Source organism: Nonomuraea sp. NPDC005692 (assembly GCF_040631115.1).
Classification (GTDB): Bacteria; Actinomycetota; Actinomycetes; order Streptosporangiales; family Streptosporangiaceae; genus Nonomuraea.
The window spans coordinates 287,492-309,374 of the sequence record NZ_JBEXYU010000003.1; the positions used below are offsets into that span (position 1 = coordinate 287,492).

A 21,883-nucleotide genomic window follows, 5' to 3' on the forward strand; every position below is an offset into this window, starting at 1 on the left:
GCGATGAAGGCGCGTAACGCGTTCCTGGTGCTGTTGACGGCGGGGGTGGTCGGCTCGGCCGCCTGGCTGGTGTTCTTCTCGCCGGTGCTGGGCGTGCGGTCGATCGAGATCGTGGGAAATCTCACAGTCACCAGCGAGCACATCAAGCAGCAGGCCGCCGTGCCCGACCTGCATCCGCTGGCCACGGTCGACCTGGCCGACGTCCAGGCGCGCGTGCTCGGCATCCGGCAGCTCGCGACGGCGAAGGTCGACCGGGTGTGGCCGGGCACGCTCAAAATCGAGGTGGTCGAGCGCGAGCCGGTCGCGGTGATCCCCGCGGGCGGCCGGTTCGCGGTGGTCGACAAGCAGGGCGTGGTGATCGAGGTCAAGGACACGTCGCCGTTCATGCTGCCGTTGCTCAAGGTCGACCGGCCGGCCGCGGGCGACCCGGCCACCATGGCGGCGCTCCAGGTCGTCCAGGCGTTGCCGCCCGTGGTGGCGGGCAAGGTCCGGCAGGTTCGCGCCGCCTCGGCCGAGGGCGTGACGCTGGAGCTGTCCGACGGCCGTACCGTCCTGTGGGGCGGGGCCGACAGGGCGGAGGAGAAAGGCCGCATCCTGGTCTCGCTCCTGGGCCGCAAGGCCACCCTGTACGACGTCAGCTCTCCCGACGTCGTGACCTTGAAGTGATCACGAGTGTCAGGGTCTGGCAACTCCGTGGCAAGGGCATCGCGTGCCTGTGCGAGGTGGGGGTCGCGGCGTGAGAGCCTGTAGATCGGAGCTTCGGCACAGGAAGGCCCCGACCAGGCGCGACTTCGGAGCGAATCGGACAGCCCGCGACACGCCGGACGTGCTTGCGGCGCGGTTAGTTGACCCGCCTGGTAGGGGCCTCCTACTGTCCGTATCAATCCTCAGGTTGACATAAATCTAAATCTCAACCTGAGGTTGAGAGTTACGAAAACTGAGAAAAAGCGGAGACGATCCGCACCGAAATGGCAAGTCAACGAGCGGAAAGGCCCCTCGTCGTGGCAGCACCGCAGAACTACCTCGCGGTCATCAAGGTCGTCGGCATTGGCGGCGGCGGAGTGAACGCCGTCAACCGGATGATCGAGGAGGGACTCAAGGGCGTCGAGTTCATCGCCATAAACACCGACGCCCAGGCGCTGCTGATGAGTGACGCCGATGTGAAACTCGACGTGGGCCGCGAGCTCACGCGCGGACTGGGCGCCGGAGCCAACCCCGACGTGGGGCGCAAGGCGGCCGAAGACCACCGTGAGGAGATCGAGGAGGTCCTCAAGGGGGCCGACATGGTCTTCGTCACGGCCGGCGAGGGCGGTGGCACGGGCACCGGCGGCGCGCCGGTCGTGGCCAACATCGCCCGGTCGCTCGGCGCACTGACGATCGGCGTGGTGACCCGGCCCTTCAGCTTCGAGGGGCGGCGTCGCGCCTCGCAGGCCGAGGCCGGCATAGAGACACTGCGCGACGAGGTCGACACCCTCATCGTGATCCCCAACGACCGGCTGCTGTCGATCTCCGACCGGCAGGTGAGCGTGCTCGACGCGTTCAAGGCGGCCGACCAGGTGCTGCTGTCCGGTGTCCAGGGCATCACCGACCTGATCACCACGCCCGGCCTGATCAACCTCGACTTCGCCGACGTCAAGTCGGTCATGTCGGGTGCGGGCTCGGCGCTCATGGGCATCGGCCACGCGCGCGGCGACGACCGGTCGGTCGCCGCCGCCGAGATGGCGGTCTCCAGCCCGCTGCTGGAGGCGAGCATCGACGGCGCCCACGGCGTGCTGCTGTCGATCGCGGGCGGCTCCGACCTCGGCCTGTTCGAGATCAACGAGGCGGCCCAGCTCGTGTCGATGGCCGCCGCGCCCGACGCCAACATCATCTTCGGCACGGTCATCGACGACGCCCTCGGCGACGAGGTGCGGGTCACCGTGATCGCGGCGGGCTTCGACGACGTGCCGCCGCCGGTCGAGAAGCCGCTGCCGAGGCCCGCGGCCCGGCCCGCCGCGCAGCCCGCTGCGCCGGTGTCGTCCTCGGCCCTGCGGCCCGGCGTCCCGGCCTCGCCCAGCGTGAAGTCCGAGCCGCCCGCGCCGCGCCCCGAGCCGAGGCCTGAGCCGCGTGCCGAGCTCCGGTCGGAGCCCCGCCAGGAGTTCAGGCCGGAGCCGCGCCAGGAGTTCAGGCCCGAGCCCCGGCAGGAGTTCCGTCCCGAGCCGCGCCCCGAGCCTCGCCCGGAGCCGCGCGAGTTCAGGCCGGAGCCGCGTCCTGAGCCCCGCCCGGAGCCGCGTCCGGAGCCGGTGCGCCCGGTGGAGTCGGTCCAGCCCGCCGAGCCCGTCGCCGCCCTCGGCGACGACGAGCCGCAGGCCCCCGTCTCCATCCCGAGGCCCACGCCCGAACCGGCCAACCCGCCCACGCCCATCACCTCCCGCATGTCGGAGCCTCCCAAACGTCCTCGGGTGATCTTCGAGGAGCAGGAGGAGGAGCTCGACGTCCCCGACTTCCTCAAGTAGCTCACCACCCACCGCCGCTCCCCGCTGGCATACGGGAGCGGCGCCGTCGTGTGTGCCGGGAACCGACCCGCGGCACGGAAAGGGGGCCATCGTGGCGTACGGCGTGCAGGCCGAACTGCGAGGCGATGGAGGCAGGGAGAGGGAGTCAGGCGTGCGTAGGGACGAGATCGCGGCCGGTCTCACCGAGATCGAGGCCCGCATCGGCGCGGCCTGTCACGCGGTGGGCCGCGACCGCGGCGAGGTCACCCTGATCGCGGTGACCAAGACCAGACCGGCCGACGACGTGCGCATCCTGTGCGAGCTGGGCGTGCGCGACGTCGGCGAGAACCGCGACCAGGAGGCCGCGCCCAAGGCGCACGAGCTGGCCGGCCTGCCGCTGACGTGGCACTTCGTGGGCCAGCTGCAGACCAACAAGGTGCGGTCCGTCGTCGGGTACGCCGACGTGATCCACTCGCTCGACCGCCTCCGGCTGCTGGAGGCGATCAGCAAGGAGGCCGTGCGGCAGGGCCGCAAGGTCGGCTGCCTGATCCAGGTGGCGCTCGACGACGACCCCTCCAGGGGCGGCGCCCGGCCCGCCGACGTGCCGGCGCTGGCCGACGAGGTGGCGCTGGCCGACGGCGTGTGGCTGGGCGGCGTCATGGCGGTCGCCCCGCTGGGGGTGGAGCCAGCCCGCGCCTTCGCCGTGCTGCGCGACGTCGCCGGCCGCGTCCAGGAGCAGCATCCGCGGGCCACGATGGTCTCCGCGGGCATGAGCCAGGACCTCGACGAGGCGGTCGCGTACGGTGCGACACACGTGCGGATCGGTACGGCGTTGCTCGGTCGTCGCAGGCCCTTCGTCAGGTAATGTCCCCTCAAGTGGGTCTTCAGGCCCATGATCAAGTAGAGGTCGATCCGCGGTGAGCTCCAAGGGGGTACGGCTGCCGCCTCGGCCCCGGCGACGGGTCCGAGCCAGTGCGACCATGAGCAGGAGGACGACGTAGCGATGGCCGGCGCGATGCGCAAGATGGCGGTCTACCTCGGTCTCGTGGAGGACGACCGCTACGAGAGGTACGAGACCTACACCGACGAGTACGCCTACGACGACGATGTCCAGCGGACCGGCGAGGAACGGCCCGTGGCGGTCCAGGACCGCGACGAGGAGGCCGACTCCGCGGTCCCCGCGCCCAGGCCCGCCACGACGATCCTGGAGCGCCGCACGACCGACCTGGCGCGCATCACGACCCTCCATCCCCGGACCTACAACGAGGCCCGAACCATCGGAGAGCACTTCCGCGACGGCACCCCGGTCATCATGAATCTGACCGAAATGGTTGACAGCGACGCGAAGCGGCTCGTGGATTTCGCGGCAGGTCTGGTCTTCGGCCTACATGGAAGCATTGAACGTGTTACCAACAAGGTGTTCCTGTTGTCCCCTGCCAATGTCGAGGTGACCGCCGAGGACAAGGCCCGAATCGCGGAACGCGGGTTCTTCAACCAGAGTTAGAGTCTCTGTATGTCCATCGCACCCAACCGGGCCCACGCGCGGCCGGGAGGGCACACCAGAAGTGGAGGCGCGGCCGGGCCGTGGAGATCGTGAGTGGGATCTTGGTCGTAGTCCTGTCTCTGTATTTGGTACTGCTCATCGGCAGGATGATCTTTGAGACGGTGCAGGCGTTCGCCCGGCAGTGGCGGCCTTCCGGGGTCGTGCTGGTGCTGGCGGAGGCCACGTACACCGCGACAGACCCACCTCTCAAATTCCTCCGCCGTTTCATTCCCCCGCTCCGGTTGGGTACGGTGGCCTTTGACCTAAGCTTCACTGTCCTGTTCATCGTCGTGCTGATCTTGATCCAGATCGCTGGGTCACTGGGCGGCCGGTGAGGCGGGCTGGTGGGGTGCCGGTCGTGATCCAACTCGTGTCCGCGCTGAAGTGATTCGGGTTCACCGTCCCTCCGGACAGACTCCAAGCGCGCCAAGGAGACCAAAAAATGCCGCTGACGCCCGCTGATGTGCGGAACAAGCAGTTCAGTACCACCCGGCTGCGGCCGGGCTACGACGAGGAAGAGGTCGACGCCTTCCTCGACGAGGTGGAGGCTGAGCTCGACCGCCTGATCCAAGAGAACGAGGAGCTACGCGCCAAACTGGCCGAGTGCCTGCGTGGGAAGGTGCCGGGCGGCATGGGCATGCCCATGGCCTCCGCCCCCGTCCAGGAGCAGCCGAAGCCGGAGATGATGGCGCCGCCGCAGCCGGAGCCCATGCGGGCCCCCGAGCCGCAGCCGATGCGAGCCCCCGAGCCGCAGCCCGTGGCCATGAGCATGCCTCCCGCCGAGGACAACATGGACACCGCGGCCCGCGTGCTGGCCCTCGCCCAGCAGACCGCCGACCAGGCGATCGCCGACGCCCGCCGGGAGGCGGACGAGACGGTGACCCGCGCCCGCCGTGAGGCCGACGAGATCCTCACCAAGGCCCGCCGCCAGGCCGAGCAGGTCATCGGCGACGCCCGTGCCCGCGCCGAGACGCTCGAGCGCGACGCGCAGGAGCGCCACCGCCAGGCGATGGGCTCGCTGGTGCAGACCCGCGACGAGCTCGAGCGCAAGGTCGAGGAGCTGCGCAGCTTCGAGCGCGAATACCGCAGCCGCCTCAAGCTCTACCTGGAGAACCAGCTCGCCGAGCTCAACGTCTCCGCCGAGGGCAGCGGTGGGTTCCCGGTCATGTCCGGTCCGCAGGGTCAGGCTCCCGCCATGTCGCACGCGGTTCCCCAGGGTGGCCAGCAGCCTCTCCCCGGTGGCCCCAACCCGTTCGGCGGCGAGGCTCCGCAGGGCGCCTTCCCCGGCGGCGACGGTCCGCACAACGACCGCCGGTAAAGTAACGGGTCACTAGGACCTGTCACTCGAAAGAGCCCCCTGTGATCCTTATCAGTGCTGGTTTGGTGCTCGCGGCGGTCGTGTTGCTGATCGCGGGCTTCGTACTGGCTAAGCCGTTCCTGATCATGTGGTCCATCGTGGTCAGCGTGCTGTCCGCGCTGTTCCTGGTGATCGGGGCGTTGCTGCGGCGTCACGAGCTGTTTCCCGGTGGTGGGCGGGCCGCTGCGCCGGCCACCCCTCCGGCCCCGCTCCCGCCGCCCGGCCTGCCGTACAACCAGACCGGTCCTGCCGGGCCCCAGCCGCACCCGCGGCCACAACCCCATCCGCATCCGCACCCGCAGACGCTCCAGCGGACCGCCGTTCCGGCCTCCGCGCCTCGCCGCCCCGCGGCGAGCGGCATCTCGCCGGACGCGATCGTGATGGTGATCCCGGGCCGCAGGAGATACCACGTGCCGGGCTGCCGCCAGCTGGCCGGACGGGATCACGAGGAGCTCACCTACGAGGAGGCACGCGAGGAGGGCTTCACGCCCTGCACCACGTGCCTTCCGGACGCCGCGCTCGGCGGACGGCAGTTGCCGCCTGCCGCCGACCCCGAGCCCGTCGTCGCCCCCGGCCCCGCCGCCACCCCCTCCGCCGTGGCGGAGAGCCGGGCCGAGACCTCCGCGGAGACCCGGGACCTGCGCCCGCCGGTCGTACCGCCGAAGCCCGACACGAAGGCTTCCACCCCCACCCCGGAGCCCGCCGCCTCCAGCGAGGAAGGCCCGACCGGGTGGTTCGGCCGTCCGGCCGCCGCGCAGGCGAGCGACCCGGCCAAGTCCCCCTCCTCCGCCACCGCGCCCGATTCCGGGGCCGGTCCGGATGACGAGCAGGGGGAGATCCAGACTTCCTACTTCCGGCCGCCGTCGGAGCGCGAGCGGCCCGCGCGTCCCTCTTCGCCGGACGACGCCAAGGGCCCGTCGGGCGCCCCTTCGAGCCCTGCTGCGGCCTCCAAGGGTTCGCCGGCCTCGAAGCCGCCCAAGAGCCCGTCCAAGAGTCCGTCCGAGAGCCCGGCGGCTTCGGGTGCGGCTTCGGCTCCGGCGTCCAAGGGGGCGGCTTCGGCCAAGGCCGGTGCGGGTGCGGCGACTTCGGGTCAGAAGGGCGATGACGCGGCTGATTCCGGGAAGTCGGCAGAGAGCGCGCAGGGCAAGCCGTCCGCGGCCGCCCGGCCGTCGCCCGCCGCACGCCCCGCCGAGCAGCCCCCCGACGACGGTGACGACGCCTCCGACCCGGACACGGCTCCGCAGCCTCGCGTGACGTCCTCCGGGCTGCCGGTCCAGCCGGAACCCTCGGGTGGGGCTGCTGGGGCGTCCGAGCGGCCTTCTGGGGCTGCGCCGGCCCCTTCCGCCCGTCCGGCGGGGGCCACCGCCCCGGCGCCGAAGACCGAGAGCAAGGACACCAAGCCCGGCAAGGAGAGCGCGGCCAAGGGCGAGACGTCCGGTGCCGAGCCCGGCGACAAGCCCGGCAAGGCGGGTGAGGGCTCGAAGGGCGAGACCGGCGGTACGTCCGGTCCGGGCGGGCGCCCAGGGACGGTCAAGGTCATCACCGGCACCCGTCGCTACCACAGCGCCACCTGCCCGCTGATCAGGGGCGCGGGGGAGACGGGCGTGGAGACCATGACGATCCCCGAGGCCGAGGACGCCGGTCTGACCAGCTGCCCGGTGTGCCAGCACGACCGCGAGACGGCCAAGTAACACCCGACCGCCCCGGGCCCGCTGCGCTTTCGCCAGCGGGTCTTCGGGGCTCATGACGTTCGCGGGGAGGCGTCAGGGGCGGGGGCGGTGGGCGTGGTGCGGTGCAGGCGGGTTAGCCACGGGTGGGTGGTGTGCTCGGTGCGCAGGGCCGCTGCCAGCCAGTGGCGCCGGCTGTCGTCCAGAAGTGGCAGGACGGTCTCGAAGTCGATCTCGTCCTTCGGGCGGGGAGCCGTGGACTTGTAGAGGAGCTGCACTTCCGGTGCGAGGTGCCGGAAGCCGTTCCGCATGATTGTCAGGTCTGTCAGGGGACGGCGGATCCGCGGGTCGCGACGGTAGATCCACTCGTCCCCGGCGGCCTCGTCGAGCATGAGCTGGAAGCGCCAGGGGGCGTCGGGGTGGTCGCGTACCCAGATGTCGTGGGCGGAGGCGGGCAGCAGCTCGTCCACGGGCCAGGGTCGCAGGGTGCCGGGGGTGATCGCGGCGTGCACGTCCCAGCCGGTCAGAAGGCGCCGGACGGCGAGCTGGTCGCGGCGCAGCAGTGCGATGTCGACGTCGTCGTGCTCGCGGTACGCGCGTCCGGCGGCCAGTTGAAGCGCGTGGCCGCCCGCCACCCACCAGGGCGCGGCCAGCCCGCGCAGCAGCGCGACGACCTCCTCCAGGGGCGCGGCCTCCCAAGGACCCCACGGCGTGTCGATCCACGTCATCCGGCCATTGTCCGCCCTTCGCCGGACGAGCGGGGTTCGCGTGTTCCCCGCGTCGGGAGAAGCCGGAAACCTGAGAAGAGGTACGAAGCTGCGGCCGCCACGCTGCTCAGCGGGCAGACTTCACTGCGCTCTCCACGCGGCCGCCGTCCTGCTGGTGGACTTGGCCATGACGGGCTCGGCGTGCGGGGCGGGCCACACCTGGATCAGGTACTCCTCGGCGGGGGCGCCGTCGTCCCGCGGGTCGCCGTCGTCGCGGTTGCGTCCGTGGACGCGCAGCCGGTAGTCGCCGGGGCCGGGCAGTTCCAGCTGTTCGGCCGGGTCGGCGCCGCCGTCCGTCGTCGCGAAGTCCATGAACGCGGATCGCCAGGCGACGGACACCTCGGCGACGTCCTGCCAGCCGTCGGTGGTCAACGGCGGGGCGGCGTCCCACAGTTCGGCGGTGACGCCGATGTCGCCGATCTCCTGGCCGCACACGATGCGCGCGCCGTCGCCGTCGGGGTCGGCCTGGACCAGGCCCGTCGCGGTCATGTCCCACTCGAGATCCGTCACGAGCCCTTCGCCGGTCAGGTCGACGGTGGACGCGTCCACGAACACCTGACCGGAGGCGCGGCGGATCAGAGTCGGCACGGGACCAGATCCTTTCGGAATGCGAGCGGAGGCAGGCGATCACCGCTACCGGTTCAGGGGCGCGCACGTCAGGGGCGCCACCGAGGTGATCGGTGGCGCCCCCGCGTGGTCGCCGGTCGGATCGCGGCCTGGGTCAGGCGCGGCGCAGGTGGAACGTCAGGCCCAGGTCCTCGTCGTGGTGGGCCGGGAGGTCCTCCTGGGCGCCCTCGGTGAGGGACGTGGCCAGGACCTCCTCGGCGACCGTTCCGCCGCCGGAGCGCAGGGCGGCGGCCAGGTCGGGCGAGGAGGCCGTCCACCACAGGTCGATGCGGTCGGTGATCGACAGGCCGGAGGACTTGCGGGCCTCCTGGACCAGCCGGATCACCTCGCGCAGCAGGCCCGCGCGGCGCAGCTCGTCGGACAGCTCCAGGTCGAGGGCGACGGTCTCGCCGGTGCCGGTGCCGATGGCGCCGGTCTCCACGGCCCAGCCCGCGCGCGGCTGCTCGGTGACGATCACCTCGTCGGGGCCGAGCATGATCTCGCCCAGCTCGTCCGCCTCGATCATGACGGGGGTGCCGCCACGCAGCGTACGGGCCACGCGGGTGGCGTCGGCGGCGGTCACCGCGGCGGCCACCAGCTTGGTACGCGACCCGAACCGCTTCCCGAGCGCCCGGAAGTTCGGCTTCACCGTGTACGACACGAGATCGGCGTCGAATCCGGACATGTCCTCAAGGTCCTGGACGTTGAGCTCGTCCGCCACCAGCGCCCGCAGCTCGGCGGGCAGCGACGGCCAGCCGTGCGCACCGACCAGCGCCCGGCGCAGCGGCTGCCGCGTCTTCACGCCGGAGGAGGCACGCGCCGAGCGGCCCAGCTCGACCAGCCTGCGGACCAGGGCCATCTGGTCCGACAGCGCCGGATCGAGCAGGTCCTCGCGCACCTGCGGCCAGCTGGTCAGGTGGACCGAGGAGGGCGCGCCGGGCGCGCGCAGCACGTCCCAGAGGTAGTCGGTGACGAACGGCGTGATCGGCGCCATCAGCCGGATGACCGTCTCCAGGCACTCGTACAGGGTGGCGAACGCCTCGCGCGAACCCTGCCAGAAGCGGCGGCGGGAGCGGCGGACGTACCAGTTGGACAGGTCGTCGAGGAAGTCGGCCAGGCGGCGGCCGGCGCGCTGGGTGTCGTACTCGTCCAGGGACGCGGTGACCTCGGCGACCGTCCGGTGCAGCTCGGCCAGCACCCAGCGGTCCAGCAGCGGACGCTCGGCGGCCGGCGGAGCGGGCTCGGACGGGGTCCAGGACTCGGCGTTGGCGTACAGGGTGAAGAAGGAGGAGGTGTTCCACAGGGTCAGCAGGACCTTGCGGACGATCTCCTCCAGGCCGTTGTGCCCCACCCGGCGGGCCGCCCACGGCGATCCGGAGCAGGCCATGAACCAGCGCAGCGCGTCGGCGCCGTGCTGGTCCATCAGCGGGATCGGCTCCAGGATGTTGCCCAGGTGCTTGCTCATCTTGCGGCCGTCCTCGGCCAGGATGAGGCCGAGGCAGAGCACGTTCTCGTAGGAGGACTGGCCGAAGACCAGCGTGCCGACCGCCATCAGCGAGTAGAACCAGCCGCGGGTCTGGTCGGTGGCCTCGCAGATGAACTGCGCGGGGTAGACGCCCTCCGGCTTGCCGTGCTCACCCCACTGCGCGAACGGCATCGAGCCCGAGTCGTACCAGGCGTCGATCACGTCGGGCACGCGGGTGGCGAGCGCGCCGCAGGAGGGGCAGTCGAAGCTCACGTCGTCGACGTACGGGCGGTGCGGGTCGAGCGCGGAGACGTCCTGGCCGGCCAGCGTGCCCAGCTCGGCCAGCGAGCCGACGCAGGTGACGTGGCTCTCGTCCGCCGAGCACACCCACAGCGGCAGCGGCGTGCCCCAGTAGCGCGAGCGCGACAGCGACCAGTCGACGTTGTTGCGCAGCCACTCGCCGAACCGGCCCCACTTGATGGTCTCGGGGAACCAGTTGGTGTTGGCGTTCTCCGACAACATCTGGTCCTTGACCGCGGTGGTGCGGATGTACCAGGACGGGAGCGCGTAGTACAGCAGCGCGGTGTGGCAGCGCCAGCAGTGGGGGTAGGCGTGCTCGAAGTGGCTGCCCCGGTACAGCAGGCCGCGCCGGCGCAGGTCCTCGGTGAGCTCCTCGTCGGCGTCCTTGAAGAAGCGGCCGCCGACCATGGGCACGTCGTCGAGGAACCGGCCGTCGGGGCCGATCGGGTTGACGATCGGCATGTCGTACCGCTTGATGACGGCCATGTCGTCGGCGCCGAAGGCGGGGGCCTGGTGGACCAGGCCGGTGCCGTCCTCGACGGTGACGTAGTCGCCGAGCACGACGTAGTGGGCGCCGGGGATGTCGACCAGGTCGAAGGGGCGGCTGTAGCGGGTGCGCTCCAGCTCGCGGCCGGTGCAGCGGGCCACCTCGGTGACGTCCTCGCCGAGGACGGACAGCAGCGGCTCGGCCACCACCAGCACCTCGCCGTCGGCGGTCCTGGCCGCGACGTAGGTGACGTCGGGGTGCACGGCGACGGCCGTGTTGGACACCAGCGTCCAGGGCGTGGTGGTCCAGATCAGCAGCGCCGCGCCCAGCTCGGCCAGCGGCCCGGACGTGACGGGCATGCGCACGAAGACCGACGGGCTGGAGACGTTCTCGTAGCCGCCCGGCTGGCCCAGCTCGTGGTCGGACAGGCCGGTGCCGCAGCGCGGGCAGTACGGCGTGATGCGGAAGTCGCGGAACAGCAGCCCCTTGTCGAAGACGACCTTCAGCGACCACCACACCGACTCGATGTAGGACGGGTCCATCGTCCGGTACGCCTGGGACAGGTCGATCCAGTAGCCCATGCGCTCGGTCATCTGCTCGAACGCGTCGACGTGCCGCAGCACCGACTCGCGGCACTTGGCGTTGAACTCGGCGATGCCGTAGTCCTCGATGTCCTTCTTGCCGGTCAGGCCCAGCTCGCGCTCGATGCCGACCTCGACGGGCAGGCCGTGGCAGTCCCAGCCGGCCTTGCGCGGGACGCTGAAGCCGCGCATCGACTTGTAGCGCGGGAACAGGTCCTTGAACACCCTGGCCTCGACGTGGTGCACGCCGGGCAGGCCGTTGGCGGTGGGCGGGCCCTCGTAGAACACCCAGGCGGGGTTGCCGGCGTTCTGCTCGACGGACCGCTCGAAGATCTTCCCGTCCCGCCAGCGGTCGAGGACCTCGCGCTCGAGCGCGGGCAGGTCGACCTGCGCGGGAAGAGAGCGGAATGATGGGGAAGACATGTCGGGCGGGACCTCCACGCGTCGTCGGCCGGTTGTGGCGTGCGCGAAGGGACGAAGCCTCGCGGCTCCGCGGTACCACCCTTCTTGGCCTCCGGGGAGGCCCTCTTCATTCGCTTGCTGCCGGGTCTAGTGAGCTCTGCCGAGCCGTTCTTCCGGCGGCTCCGGGGTGATATCCCTCACAGCGGGGCCCCATCAACGCCTTGCAGTCTCAAACCATAACGCAGAGTGGAGCCGAAGACTTCCAGGTTTCCTCCCGCTCCCGGCGGCGTTGGTACGCGGGGAGGAAATTTGTGGGAATGGACGTCCCCGGGGAGGAGTTGAACGGGCGAGGCGGGATAGTACGGGTGAGGTAAACCATCCGGCGGGTCGTTTGCCGTTCCGTTATGAGGATCCTAAGCTGCCCGCACCATTCACGGCCTTGATCAGCATGGAGGCAGCCATGGCGGCAGTCACGCAGACCGCTACACCGTCGATGTGGTCGGAAGAGGAGCTGGCCGAGGTACGCGGCAGGCTGCGGACCGAGATCGACGAGCTCGAGGCCGACATCCTCCGCCACGAGTCGGAGATAGCCTCTGGTGACGTCACCCAGGGCGCGGGCGACGACCAGGCGGACGCCGGCGCCAAGACGTACGAGCGCGAACGCGAGATCGCCCTTACCCTGAATGCGCGCGATCTGGTCGCGCAGAACGAACGTGCGATCGCCAGGATCGACGCAGGGACCTATGGAGTGTGCGAATCGTGCCACAAGCCGATCGGCAAGGAACGTCTTCAGGCGTTCCCGAGGGCGACGCTGTGCGTGGCCTGCAAGCAGAAGGAGGAACGCCGCTAGGCAGGCCACGCGGACGTCTCCTCGCGATCCTCACCTCGCTGGCGGTCGTCGTCTACGCGGCTGACCTGATCAGCAAGACGATCGTGCTGCGTACGCTCGAAGGCAAGGCGCCGCTCGTCGTCCTCCAGGACGTCCTGCAGTTCCGGGTGATCTTCAACTCCGGCGCGGCGTTCAGCATCGGCACGGGGATGACGTTCGTGTTCACGTTCATCGCGGCGGGCGTGGTGGTGGCGATCGTGCGCACCGCGCGCAAGCTCCACAGCCTGCCGTGGGCGATCACCCTCGGGCTGCTCCTCGGCGGGGCGCTCGGCAACCTGACCGACAGGTTGCTGCGCTACCCGTCGGGGTTCGGCCGGTCGACGCAGCTCCAGGGGCACGTCGTGGACTTCATCGAGGTGCTGCCCGGTCACTTCCCGGTGATCGACTACTTCCCGGTGTTCAACGTCGCCGACTCGGCGATCGTCTGCGGCGGCATCCTGGCGGTGCTGCTGGCCTGGCGCAACGTGCAGATCGACGGCACCAGGGAGACCGAGACCACCACGGAGACCGGGAAGGAGCCCCAGGATGGCTGAGCGGCGGAGCCTGCCCGTCCCCGACGGGCTGGAGGGCGAGCGGGTCGACGCGGCGATCTCGCGGCTGTTCGGCTTCTCGCGCACCCGCGCGGCCGAGCTGATCGCCGCCGGCGAGGTGCAGGTCGACGGCGGGCAGCCGGCCAAGTCCGACCGCGTGCACGCCGGCGCCTGGCTGGAGGTGACGCTGCCGCCCCCGGTCAGCACGCCGATGCCGGTGGCCGAGCCGGTGCCGGGCATGACGATCGTCTACGAGGACGACGACATCATCGTGGTCAACAAGCCGATCGGGGTGGCCGCCCATCCCACCGTCGGCTGGACCGGCCCGACCGTGATCGGCGGCCTGCTCGGCGCCGGCCACACGATCGCCACCAGCGGCGCGGCCGAGCGGCAGGGCATCGTCCACCGGCTCGACGCCAACACCACGGGCGCGATGGTCGTGGCCAAGAGCGAGCACGCGTACTCGGCGCTGAAGCGGGCCTTCAAGGAGCGCACGGTCGACAAGCGCTACCACGCGTTGGTCCAGGGCCATCCCGACCCGTTCCGGGGCACCGTCGACGCGCCCATCGACCGCCACCCCTCGGGCGAGGGCAAGTTCGCCGTGGTCGCGGGCGGCAAGCCGTCGGTCACCCACTACGACACGATCGAGGCGTTCCGGGCGGCCTCGCTACTGGACATCAAGCTGGAGACCGGCCGTACGCACCAGATCCGCGTGCACATGTCGGCCCTGCGCCACCCCTGCGTCGGCGACATGCTCTACGGCGCCGACCCGACGCTCGCGGCCCGGCTGGGCGTCACCCGGCAGTGGCTGCACGCGGTCTCGCTGGGCTTCGAGCACCCGGCCACCGGCGACTGGATGTCCTTCAGCACCGACTACCCCGAGGACCTGCAGAAGGCGCTCGACGCCGTCGCCGCCGACACCTGAGCCGGTCGCTACTCCTCGCCGTCCTGCGACGGGTCGATCTGGCCGGGGGACCTGGAGGGGGCGTCGTCCTGCTTCTTCTCCTGCTCGTCCCGCTGGGCCGCCGACCTGGTCGGCGTCGGCTTCTTCGCGGGGGTGCTGGTCCGTTCGCCGCTGGTGGGCGAGGGGGCGCTGCTCCGCGGTGCGGTGGATCGCGGGGGATGCGAGGTGGCGGGGGGCGGTTCGGAGTCGGTGACGGTGGTCTTCGGCGTGTCCTTCGGGGCGTCGCTGCCGGGCGGGGTGACGACCGCCGGGATCGTCGGGGCGCGGCCCTGCACCGGCTGGTCCGACTGCTTCGTCCACCAGGCCGCGCCGCCGGTGACCAGGCCCACGAGCAGCGCGCCCGCCGCGATGGCCAGGATCGGCGTCCGGCGCGGGCGGCGTACGGCCATCGGGGGCACCGGGACCGGGCCGGTCTGCTCCAGCGGCCCGCCCGTCAGGACCAGTCTCAGCCGCTGCTCGGCCTCCTCCAGCGACATGCGCTGCGAGGGGTTCTTGCGCAGCAGCCCGAGCAGCACGGGGGCGAGCACGCCCGCGCGGGCCAGCGGTTCGGGCTCGGCGTGCATGACCGCGCCGAGCGTGGCCAGGGCGTTCTCCCGGTGGAAGGGGGAGTGGCCCTCGACCGCCATGTACAGCGTCACGCCCAGCGACCACAGGTCGGAGGCGGGCCTGGCCTGGCCGCCGGCCGCCCGTTCCGGGGCCATGAAGGCGGGGGTGCCGATGAGGATGCCGGTCCTGGTGACGGGGGCCTCGTCCTCGGTGGTGGCGATGCCGAAGTCGGTGAGCACCGCCCGGCCGTCCTCGGTCAGCAGCACGTTGTCGGGCTTGACGTCACGATGGAGCACGCCCGCCGCGTGCGCGGCGCGCAGCGCCTCCAGCAGTTGCAGCCCGATGGCGGCGACCTTGGCCGGGGGCAGCGGGCCGTCGGCGCGGATGGTCTCGCCCAACGTACGGGAGTGCACGAGCTGCATGACGATCCACGGATGCCCGCCCTCCTCCAGCACGTCGTAGACGGCCGCCACCCCCGGATGCGCCACCCGGCCTGCCGCCCGCGCCTCGCGGAACGTGCGCACGGCGAACACCTCGCGCTCAGGGCCGGTCAGGTCCGGCGGCGGCAGCACCTCCTTGACGGCCACGTCACGGCCGAGCACCTCGTCATGCGCCTGCCACACGGTTCCCATACCGCCCTGGCCGATCGTCCTGAGCAGCCGGTAGCGGCCACCGACCATCCCCGCAGAATCGGACATGCACGGCGACTACCCAAGAAACATCCGGGCAAGCGCGGTGACGACGGCCGCCGCCGCCAGGACGACGAGGAACGGCGCCCGCAGCACCAGGGCGACCACGGCCGCCACCAGACCGGCCGTACGCGCCGGGTCGAACGCTGGCCTGCCCTCCTCGGTGAACATCTGCACCGCGATCAGGGCCGACAGCAGCGCCACGGGCACCAGTTCGGCGAACCTGCGCACCGCCGGGTGGTCCAGCACCCGGCGCGGCGCGGCCAGCCCGGCCAGCTTGAGCGCGTAGCAGCCGAGGCAGACCGCGACGATCGCCCACCACACCGTCATCGCACCATCACCACCAGCACCGCCACCGCCGACAGCAGCACCGGCACGCCCGGCGGGAAGAACGGGCTGGCCGCCAGCGCGACCGCCGCCCCGGCCACCGCCAGCACCCGCAGCCGCCCGCTGGCGGCCAGCCGAGGCCACAGGATGGCCAGGAAGGTGGCCGGGCCCACGGCGTCGAGCCCGAGCACCCGCGGGTCGCCCAGGAAGGACGTGCCGACCGCGCCGGCGAGGGTGGTGAGGTTCCAGGCGACGTACAGGCTGGCGAAGGTGGTGAGGAAGCCGGTGCGCGCCGACGGCTCGTCCGGCTGGGCCAGCGTGACGGCCGTGGTCTCGTCGATCACGCCGTGGGCGGCCAGCAGCCGGCGCGGGCCGCGGACGTTCAGCAGGTCGGCCAGGCGCAGGCCGTAAAGGGTGTTGCGGCCGCCGAGCAGCAGCGCGCCCGCGGCCGCGGCGGTCAGGTCGCCGCCCGCGCCGATCGCCCCGGCCAGTGCGAACTGCGAGGCGCCGGTGAAGGCCAGCAGGCTCAGCACGCACGCCTGGGGCACGCTGAGCCCGGCGGTGATCGCCGCCGCGCCGAACGCGAGACCGGACAACCCCACGGCCAGACCCACACCCAGACCGTCACGCACCGCGGCGGAACGGCGAGTTGTCTGTTCCATGGGAAACAGCTTATGAAGTGGGCAAATATCCGGTCTTGTACGTTCCTGCGGCCCGTTGGTAGGCGGCGGGCGGCACGCCCACGACGCGCTTGAAGTGCCGGTTCAGGTGGGCCTGGTCGGTGAAGCCCACGTCCGCCGCCACCTGCGCCGGGCGTACCCCCGCCAAAAGCAGCCGACGGGCCTGCCGGACGCGCAGCGAGGTGAGGTAGGCGTGCGGCGGCAGCCCCGTCACGGCCTTGAACGCGCGCAGCAGCGGGAACGGCCGCACCCCCACCGCCGCCGCCAGCGCCTCCAGCGTCGGCGGGTCGAGCAGGCTCTCGTGCAGCAGCGCCATCGCCTCGCGCACCGCCTGCCGGCCCGCGCCGGGCGGGTTCGCGTCCGGCCTGGGCGCGGCGTGCCTGCTCAGCAGCCGGGCGAACAGCGTGCGCGACAGCGTGGAGGCCGCCAGCGCGTCGCCGCGCTCGGCCGCCTGGTGCGCCCGCCCGAGCAGCACCGCCACCTCCGGGTCGCGCACCACCTGCTCGGGGAAGTACGGGGTGGCGAGCGGCGCGTCGAGCTCGGCCGCGATCCCGGCCAGCGCCTCGACCGACGGATACAACATCCGGTACGCCCAGCCGCCCGGCGTGCCCGCCTGGCCGGTGTGCACCGAGTCCGGGTTGACCAGCACCAGCTCGCCCGCGCCCGCCCGGTGCAGGGTGCCGCGGTAGTCGAACTCCTCCACGCCCGCCACGATCAGCCCGATGGCGTAACCGTCGTGGACGTGCCGGGAGAAGCGGTGGGTGACGTAGCGGGCCTTGAGCAGGTCGGTCTCGGGGACCGCCGGATGCCGCCAGAACCGGGCCCGTTCGCGCGCGCCGTCGTGCTCCGGCGTCATTCCGGGCGGAAGGTCTTGACGAAGGTGTCGAACCAGTGCCGGTCGGCGGCCCAGCGGGAGTCGAGGGTCTCCCAGTACAGGGCGTACGGGCGGCCGGCCGCGGTGTGGAAGCCGCGGTTGATCACGTGGATGAGCTGCCCCTTGCGCATGTGGGTGAACTCCCAGTCGGAGGCGCGCAGGCCGAGGTACTCGGTGGGGGTGATGCCGATCCGGGTGTAGCGGTCGAACTCGCCCTTGGCCTTGATCTCCTTCTCCAGGCCGATCCAGTGCTGTTGCGGGTCCTTCCACGGGATGTCCGGGACGGTCCACTCGACGATCATCGCGCCGGGGGTGCCGGGGCCGGAGAAGCGGATGCTGTCCCTGGTCGGGTTCTTGGCGGCCGTCCAGGTCTTGGGGATGGCCATCGAGAAGTGGCCGGTCGCGCTGGTGAGGGGGCGCCAGCCGGCGGGCACCGCCGGGGCCGTGGGGGTCGGCTCGCCCGTGGGCTCGCCGGTGGGTTCCTCGGTCGGCTGCGGGCTCGGCTCGGGCGTCGGTTCCTTCGACGGCGGCGTCGAGGGATCGGAGGTGGGGCCGCCGGTGGCGGGCGGCTGGGCACCGGCCGTCGGGGTGGACGTCGAGGGACCTGACAACTGGTCGTAGAGCAGCACGCCGCCGCCGCCCAGGAGCGCCAGGACGGCCACCGCGGCGGGCACCGCGATCCACATCGTCCGGCCGCGCCGCCGCGGCTCTCCAGGGACCGTCCGGTGCGGCGGCCGCGCGTCGCCGGTGACGGGCTGCGATCCCCGCGGCGGCGGGTACGGGCCGCCCGGCGTGGGGTGGCGGTCGCTCGGGGCCGGGCCTTGGGGGTACGGGCCGGGTGCGGCGGGCCCGGGGGCCGGGAAGGGGGCCGACCACATGGGGGTCTGGTCGGCCAGCAGCGGCTGCCCGGTGGCCACCTGGTGGAGCAGGCGCGCGGCCTCGCCGGCCGGCATCCTGGCCGCCGGGTCGCGCCGCAGCAACCCCATGATGACCGGCTGCAACGCCCCCGCCCGCACGGGCGGCTCGGGCTCGTCGCGCAGCACGGCCGCCACCGTGGCCGCCCACGAGTCGCGCTTGAACGGCGGCCGCCCCTCCACCGCCGCGTAGAGGGTGGCGCCCAGCGACCACAGGTCGGACTCCGGACGGGCGGCCTCGCCGTTGAGCCGCTCCGGCGGCATGTACGCCGGGGTGCCCACCAGCCCGCCGGTCGCCGTCAGCCCCGACTCGGCCTCCAGGGCGGCGATGCCGAAATCGGTCAGCACGACCCTGCCGTCGTCGGCCAGCAGCACGTTCTCGGGTTTCACGTCACGATGGAGCACCCCGGTGGCGTGGGCGGCCCGCAGCGCGTCGAGCACCCGGCCGCCGACCATCGCCACCAGCGCCACCGGCAGCGGCCCGCGCTCGCCGATCACCTCGGCCAGGGAGCGGGACCGGACGAGCTGCATGACGATCCACGGCCGGCCGTCCTCCTCGACGACGTCGTGGATGACGATCACCGACGGGTGGTCGAGGCGGCCCGCCGCCCTGGCCTCCCTGATCGTCCTGCGGTTGAGGTCGGCCCGCTTGGCGTCACCCACGCCCGTGTAGCGGACCTCCTTGATCGCCACCGTACGGTCGAGCAGCTCGTCGTAGGCACGCCAGACCACCCCCATGCCGCCCTCCCCGAGGGGCTCGATGAGGCGATACCGGTTGCTGACCTGCCTTTCCACGCAGGGAAGCCTACTTGGCGGGCTTGAAGGTCGCGCTGAAGCCCTCGAACAAGTGGTAGTCCTTCTTCCAGTGACTGTTGAGGGTGTGCCAGTAGATGGCGTACGCCTTCCCGTTCTCGGTGATGAAGCCGCGGTCGCGCACCCGGGTCTTGCCCGTGTTGGTGTTCCAGGTGAAGTCCCAGTCGGCGGCGGCCTTCATGTAGTCGACCTTCTTGATGCCGATCTTCTTGTAGCCGCCGAAGTTGTGCTTGAGCGACGGCTCCTGCTTCTTCCAGTCCTTGTACGGGTCCTTGCCGGGCTTGGCCGCCTCCTCGATCATCAGGTAGGCGTTGGAAGCCGCACCGGGGCCCTTGAACTTGACCTGCCGGCCGCCGCGGTCCCAGACGTCCCAGCCCTTGGGCAGCCCGATGGAGAAGCCGAGCTCCTTGTCCTTGTACATCTTCCAGCCGCTGGGCAGCGGGTCGGACTCCTCGGTCTTGTCCGGCGTGGCCGAGGGCGAGGAGGACGGCGTGGCCGTGGGCGTGCTCGTGGCCGGCGGTCTCGACTCGGTGTCCGAGGCGGACGCGGAGGGCGAGGTGTGGACCTTGGCCGACTGCCTGGCCTGCGGCGGCCTGGACGAGTGGTCCTCGGGGGCCGAGCTCAGCCCGAGATAGCCGCCGATGCCGGCGACCAGCACGACCGCCCCGGCGGCCAGCGCGATCGGCCCGAACCTGCGGCCCTCCTGGCGGCTGCTCACCGTGGGCCGGCCGGTGGGCTCGCCGGGGAGCGCGGAGTCTCTGGTCGAGGGCGGGATCCGCCGGCCGGTCTCGACGGGCGGCGGCGTGCCGGCGGCCCTGCTCCTCGGCGTGGGAGTGGTCCTGGGTGCAGGCCGGGGCGCGGGCCTGGGCGGGGGGACGGGCAGGTCGGGGTCGGTCGGGGTGTCGTCCTCGTCCTCGACGGGGGCCGGGGCGGGGACGGCGGCGCGCAGCTTCCGGCTGGGGAACCGCCTGGTCTCCGCCGGGCTCGACGCGCTGGCGGCCTCGCGCAGCATCCGCGCGGCCTCCTCGTACGTCAGGCGCTGCACCGGCTCCTTGACCAGCAGCCCGCTGATCACCCCGGCCAGCGGCCCGGCGTGCGGCGCGGGGTCGGGCTCGTCGGTCAGGACGGCGTGCATCGTGGCCAGCGCCATGCCGCGCTCGTGCGGCGAGCGGCCCTCCACGGCCGTGTAGAGCGTCGCGCCCAGCGACCACAGGTCGGACTCACGGCGCGCGGGCAGCCCCTTGAGCCGCTCGGGCGCGATGAACGCGGGGGTGCCGGCCAGGCCCGTCACGGTGAGCTGCGTCTCGGTCTCCAGCGTGGCGATGCCGAAGTCGGTCAGCACGACCCTGCCGTCGTCGGCCAGCAGCACGTTCTCGGGCTTGACGTCGCGGTGGAGCACCCCGGCCTCGTGCGCCCGGTGCAGCGCGTCGAGCACGGCGACGCCGATCTCGGCCACCCGCTCGGGCGGCAGCGGCCCCTCCTGCTTGATCACCGCCCCCAGGGAGCGCGACTGGACCAGCTGCATGACGATCCAGGGCCGGCCGTCCTCCTCGATCACGTCGTGGACGACGATCACGTTGGGGTGCTCGAACCTGGCCGCGGCCCGCGCCTCGCGCATCGTGCGCCGGTTGAGCAGCTGCACCTCGTCGCCCAGGGCGGCGGCGTAGCGGACTTCCTTGATGGCGACGGTGCGGTCGAGGAGCTCGTCGTGGGCGCGCCAGACGATGCCCATGCCGCCCTTGCCGATGGGCTCCAGCAGCTCGTACCGGCCGGCGATGCGGCGTCCGTCCTGCTTGCGATCCGACATCAACGGCCTCAAACCCTCCCTCTCGGCCAAGAAATACTCCCATAGCGAGGGATCATCGGCGACTCGCCGGAAGGTCAGTCCGCCATATGAGAAGGAACGTCCAGCAGGTGGAGGCGGGTGTAAGGTTTCAGACATGACTTGTCGCTACATCTTTACCGAGCCGGCTCCGGGAGGGCCGGTCGTCAGCTAGCGACCACCTGGAGTCGGCACAAGGCAGAGACGCCCCGTCTCTGCCTTTTTGGTTTTCCTGCCGGCTTCGCTGGGCCGGCCCGAGTGGGGAGTCGAGATGACATCGACCTTGGAGCGGCACATGGTGACGATCGGCGGGCTGCGCGTGGGCCACGGCCCGGCCGTGGTGATCGGCGGGCGGGTGAGCCTGCGCCCGCATCGGGGGCAGGTCGACGCGCGTGAGGCGCTGGGGGAGCGGGCCACGCTGGTGGAGCCGTACTCGGCGGCCGACCTGCCGGCGATCGCCGCGCTGGCCGACGCCGTGGTGGTGGGGGCCACGTGGACGCGCGACATCCCGCTGGTGCGGGCCGCGGCCGGGCTCGGGCTGCCGGTGGTGGTCGAGCGGCGGCCGTCGGCGTCCGTGGAGGAATGGGTGGGCCTGGCCGGCTACTGCGCGGCCGAGGGGAACGACCAGGTGGTCCTGTGCGAGGGTGGCCGGCTCGACCTCGGGGTGCTGCGGGCGGCGCGGGCCGCGTCGGGGCGTCCGGTGCTGGCCGACGTCTCGCGCGACCCGGGGCTGGCGGCGGCGGCCGTGGCGGCGGGCGCCGACGGCCTCGTGGTCGCCGGGCCCGGCGGCTCCGGCGACTCGGGCGGCGCGGGCGGCGCGGGCGCGTCCGGGCGGGCGGACGGGGCTGCGGACGTACGGGCGGCCGAGGAGGCCGTGACGCTGGTCGGCGCGCTGTTGCGGCCCGAGTCGCCGGCCACGCTGGCCGAGTGCCGGGAGGCGATCGACCGGGTCGACGCGGCGCTGGCCACCCTCCTGGAGCGGCGCGCCGCCCTGGCCGGTGTCGTGCAGCGGCTCAAGCCGGTGGGCGGGTTCGCGGGGCGCGACCTGGCGCGGGAGCGGGCGCTGGTGGCGCGGATGGCGGCGCGGGCGCCCCAGCTGGGAGAGGAACGACTGGCGGCCGTCATGAACGCCGTCATCGAGGCGGGCCTCCACCTGGCCGAGGAACGCGCCCGCCGCTGAGCCCAC

20 protein-coding genes are annotated in these 21,883 nt (G+C 72.2%); 11 read left to right on the forward strand and 9 right to left on the reverse strand.

Annotation, left to right across the window (positions count from 1 at the left end; all coding sequences use genetic code 11):
- The first annotated feature begins 3 nt into the window (after positions 1 to 3).
- From ABZ459_RS09605 to ABZ459_RS09635, 7 genes are all read left to right on the forward strand, one after another.
- On the forward strand, positions 4 to 666 hold the full coding sequence (locus ABZ459_RS09605; protein ID WP_357968051.1) for an FtsQ-type POTRA domain-containing protein: 663 nt from the start codon (positions 4 to 6) through the stop codon (positions 664 to 666).
- 335 nt (positions 667 to 1,001) lie between these two features.
- Positions 1,002 to 2,495 (forward strand): cell division protein FtsZ, encoded by a 1,494-nt coding sequence (gene ftsZ / locus ABZ459_RS09610; protein WP_357968052.1) that lies wholly within the window; start codon positions 1,002 to 1,004, stop codon positions 2,493 to 2,495.
- Between the two features lie 151 nt (positions 2,496 to 2,646).
- Positions 2,647 to 3,339: a YggS family pyridoxal phosphate-dependent enzyme gene (locus ABZ459_RS09615; protein WP_357968054.1), complete on the forward strand. Its 693-nt coding sequence runs from the start codon at positions 2,647 to 2,649 to the stop codon at positions 3,337 to 3,339.
- A 138-nt stretch (positions 3,340 to 3,477) separates the two neighbouring features.
- Positions 3,478 to 3,978, forward strand: coding sequence for a cell division protein SepF (sepF, locus tag ABZ459_RS09620; RefSeq protein WP_357968056.1), 501 nt, complete (start codon positions 3,478 to 3,480; stop codon positions 3,976 to 3,978).
- An 80-nt stretch (positions 3,979 to 4,058) separates the two neighbouring features.
- Complete coding sequence (locus tag ABZ459_RS09625; RefSeq protein WP_125630468.1) at positions 4,059 to 4,352, forward strand: YggT family protein; 294 nt, start codon at positions 4,059 to 4,061, stop codon at positions 4,350 to 4,352.
- A gap of 107 nt (positions 4,353 to 4,459) precedes the next feature.
- Positions 4,460 to 5,335 carry a DivIVA domain-containing protein gene (locus ABZ459_RS09630; protein ID WP_352325076.1) on the forward strand — a complete coding sequence of 292 codons (876 nt, stop codon included), beginning with the start codon at positions 4,460 to 4,462 and terminating at the stop codon, positions 5,333 to 5,335.
- A gap of 62 nt (positions 5,336 to 5,397) precedes the next feature.
- Complete coding sequence (locus ABZ459_RS09635) at positions 5,398 to 7,065, forward strand: hypothetical protein (RefSeq protein WP_357968059.1); 1,668 nt, start codon at positions 5,398 to 5,400, stop codon at positions 7,063 to 7,065.
- 50 nt (positions 7,066 to 7,115) lie between these two features.
- On the opposite strand, the gene ABZ459_RS09640 is transcribed toward ABZ459_RS09635, so the two are convergent.
- The 3 genes from ABZ459_RS09640 to ileS form a co-directional block, all read right to left on the reverse strand.
- Positions 7,116 to 7,769: an amino acid transporter gene (locus tag ABZ459_RS09640; RefSeq protein ID WP_357968061.1), complete on the reverse strand. Its 654-nt coding sequence runs from the start codon at positions 7,767 to 7,769 to the stop codon at positions 7,116 to 7,118.
- A gap of 120 nt (positions 7,770 to 7,889) precedes the next feature.
- The gene (locus ABZ459_RS09645; protein WP_357968063.1) at positions 7,890 to 8,396 is read right to left on the reverse strand and encodes a hypothetical protein; all 507 of its coding nucleotides are present in this window, start codon (positions 8,394 to 8,396) and stop codon (positions 7,890 to 7,892) included.
- 133 nt (positions 8,397 to 8,529) lie between these two features.
- The gene (gene ileS, locus ABZ459_RS09650; RefSeq protein WP_357968065.1) at positions 8,530 to 11,670 is read right to left on the reverse strand and encodes an isoleucine--tRNA ligase; all 3,141 of its coding nucleotides are present in this window, start codon (positions 11,668 to 11,670) and stop codon (positions 8,530 to 8,532) included.
- Positions 11,671 to 12,097: 427 nt separating this feature from the next.
- Between ileS and ABZ459_RS09655 the strand changes: the two genes are divergently transcribed.
- From ABZ459_RS09655 to ABZ459_RS09665, 3 genes are read left to right on the forward strand one after another with little or no spacing between them, the layout of a single operon-like run.
- Complete coding sequence (locus tag ABZ459_RS09655) at positions 12,098 to 12,499, forward strand: TraR/DksA C4-type zinc finger protein (protein ID WP_352324926.1); 402 nt, start codon at positions 12,098 to 12,100, stop codon at positions 12,497 to 12,499.
- 26 nt (positions 12,500 to 12,525) lie between these two features.
- A complete protein-coding gene (lspA, locus tag ABZ459_RS09660; RefSeq protein WP_357968504.1) occupies positions 12,526 to 13,071 on the forward strand; it encodes a signal peptidase II in 546 nt (181 codons plus the stop codon).
- Positions 13,064 to 13,993: an RluA family pseudouridine synthase gene (locus ABZ459_RS09665; protein ID WP_357968068.1), complete on the forward strand. Its 930-nt coding sequence runs from the start codon at positions 13,064 to 13,066 to the stop codon at positions 13,991 to 13,993. The genes lspA and ABZ459_RS09665 overlap by 8 nt, the downstream gene beginning before the upstream one ends.
- 8 nt (positions 13,994 to 14,001) lie before the next feature.
- Here ABZ459_RS09665 and ABZ459_RS09670 read toward each other — a convergent pair whose 3' ends face one another.
- The 6 genes from ABZ459_RS09670 to ABZ459_RS09695 are packed head-to-tail and all read right to left on the reverse strand — an operon-like array spanning position 14,002 to position 20,682.
- Entirely contained in the window at positions 14,002 to 15,276 is a 1,275-nt protein-coding gene (locus ABZ459_RS09670; RefSeq protein ID WP_357968071.1) for a protein kinase, read from the reverse strand.
- 9 nt (positions 15,277 to 15,285) lie between these two features.
- Positions 15,286 to 15,597, reverse strand: coding sequence for an AzlD domain-containing protein (locus ABZ459_RS09675; protein ID WP_357968074.1), 312 nt, complete (start codon positions 15,595 to 15,597; stop codon positions 15,286 to 15,288).
- Complete coding sequence (locus ABZ459_RS09680) at positions 15,594 to 16,256, reverse strand: AzlC family ABC transporter permease (protein ID WP_357968077.1); 663 nt, start codon at positions 16,254 to 16,256, stop codon at positions 15,594 to 15,596. The genes ABZ459_RS09675 and ABZ459_RS09680 overlap by 4 nt, the downstream gene beginning before the upstream one ends.
- Before the next feature lie 10 nt (positions 16,257 to 16,266).
- Positions 16,267 to 17,130, reverse strand: coding sequence for an AraC family transcriptional regulator (locus ABZ459_RS09685; RefSeq protein ID WP_357968080.1), 864 nt, complete (start codon positions 17,128 to 17,130; stop codon positions 16,267 to 16,269).
- Positions 17,127 to 18,857 (reverse strand): protein kinase, encoded by a 1,731-nt coding sequence (locus tag ABZ459_RS09690; protein ID WP_357968081.1) that lies wholly within the window; start codon positions 18,855 to 18,857, stop codon positions 17,127 to 17,129. Before ABZ459_RS09690 ends, ABZ459_RS09685 begins: the two co-directional genes overlap by 4 nt.
- A 10-nt stretch (positions 18,858 to 18,867) precedes the next feature.
- Positions 18,868 to 20,682, reverse strand: coding sequence for a protein kinase (locus tag ABZ459_RS09695; protein WP_357968084.1), 1,815 nt, complete (start codon positions 20,680 to 20,682; stop codon positions 18,868 to 18,870).
- 286 nt (positions 20,683 to 20,968) lie between these two features.
- Here ABZ459_RS09695 and ABZ459_RS09700 point away from each other — a divergent pair, with 286 nt between their 5' ends.
- Positions 20,969 to 21,877 carry a chorismate mutase gene (locus ABZ459_RS09700; RefSeq protein ID WP_357968087.1) on the forward strand — a complete coding sequence of 303 codons (909 nt, stop codon included), beginning with the start codon at positions 20,969 to 20,971 and terminating at the stop codon, positions 21,875 to 21,877.
- Positions 21,878 to 21,883 lie beyond the last annotated feature (6 nt).

Bases quoted from the DNA above. Each gene is read 5' to 3' on its own strand.
- ABZ459_RS09605 (WP_357968051.1), top strand. From the start codon at position 4: ATGAAGGCGCGTAACGCGTTCCTGGTGCTGTTGACGGCGGGGGTGGTC.
- sepF (WP_357968056.1), top strand. From the start codon at position 3,478: ATGGCCGGCGCGATGCGCAAGATGGCGGTCTACCTCGGTCTCGTGGAG.
- ABZ459_RS09630 (WP_352325076.1), top strand. From the start codon at position 4,460: ATGCCGCTGACGCCCGCTGATGTGCGGAACAAGCAGTTCAGTACCACC.
- ABZ459_RS09640 (WP_357968061.1), bottom strand. From the start codon at position 7,769: ATGACGTGGATCGACACGCCGTGGGGTCCTTGGGAGGCCGCGCCCCTG.
- ileS (WP_357968065.1), bottom strand. From the start codon at position 11,670: ATGTCTTCCCCATCATTCCGCTCTCTTCCCGCGCAGGTCGACCTGCCC.
- ABZ459_RS09655 (WP_352324926.1), top strand. From the start codon at position 12,098: ATGGAGGCAGCCATGGCGGCAGTCACGCAGACCGCTACACCGTCGATG.
- ABZ459_RS09665 (WP_357968068.1), top strand. From the start codon at position 13,064: ATGGCTGAGCGGCGGAGCCTGCCCGTCCCCGACGGGCTGGAGGGCGAG.
- ABZ459_RS09670 (WP_357968071.1), bottom strand. From the start codon at position 15,276: ATGTCCGATTCTGCGGGGATGGTCGGTGGCCGCTACCGGCTGCTCAGG.
- ABZ459_RS09675 (WP_357968074.1), bottom strand. From the start codon at position 15,597: ATGACGGTGTGGTGGGCGATCGTCGCGGTCTGCCTCGGCTGCTACGCG.
- ABZ459_RS09680 (WP_357968077.1), bottom strand. From the start codon at position 16,256: ATGGAACAGACAACTCGCCGTTCCGCCGCGGTGCGTGACGGTCTGGGT.
- ABZ459_RS09685 (WP_357968080.1), bottom strand. From the start codon at position 17,130: ATGACGCCGGAGCACGACGGCGCGCGCGAACGGGCCCGGTTCTGGCGG.
- ABZ459_RS09695 (WP_357968084.1), bottom strand. From the start codon at position 20,682: ATGTCGGATCGCAAGCAGGACGGACGCCGCATCGCCGGCCGGTACGAG.
- ABZ459_RS09700 (WP_357968087.1), top strand. From the start codon at position 20,969: ATGACATCGACCTTGGAGCGGCACATGGTGACGATCGGCGGGCTGCGC.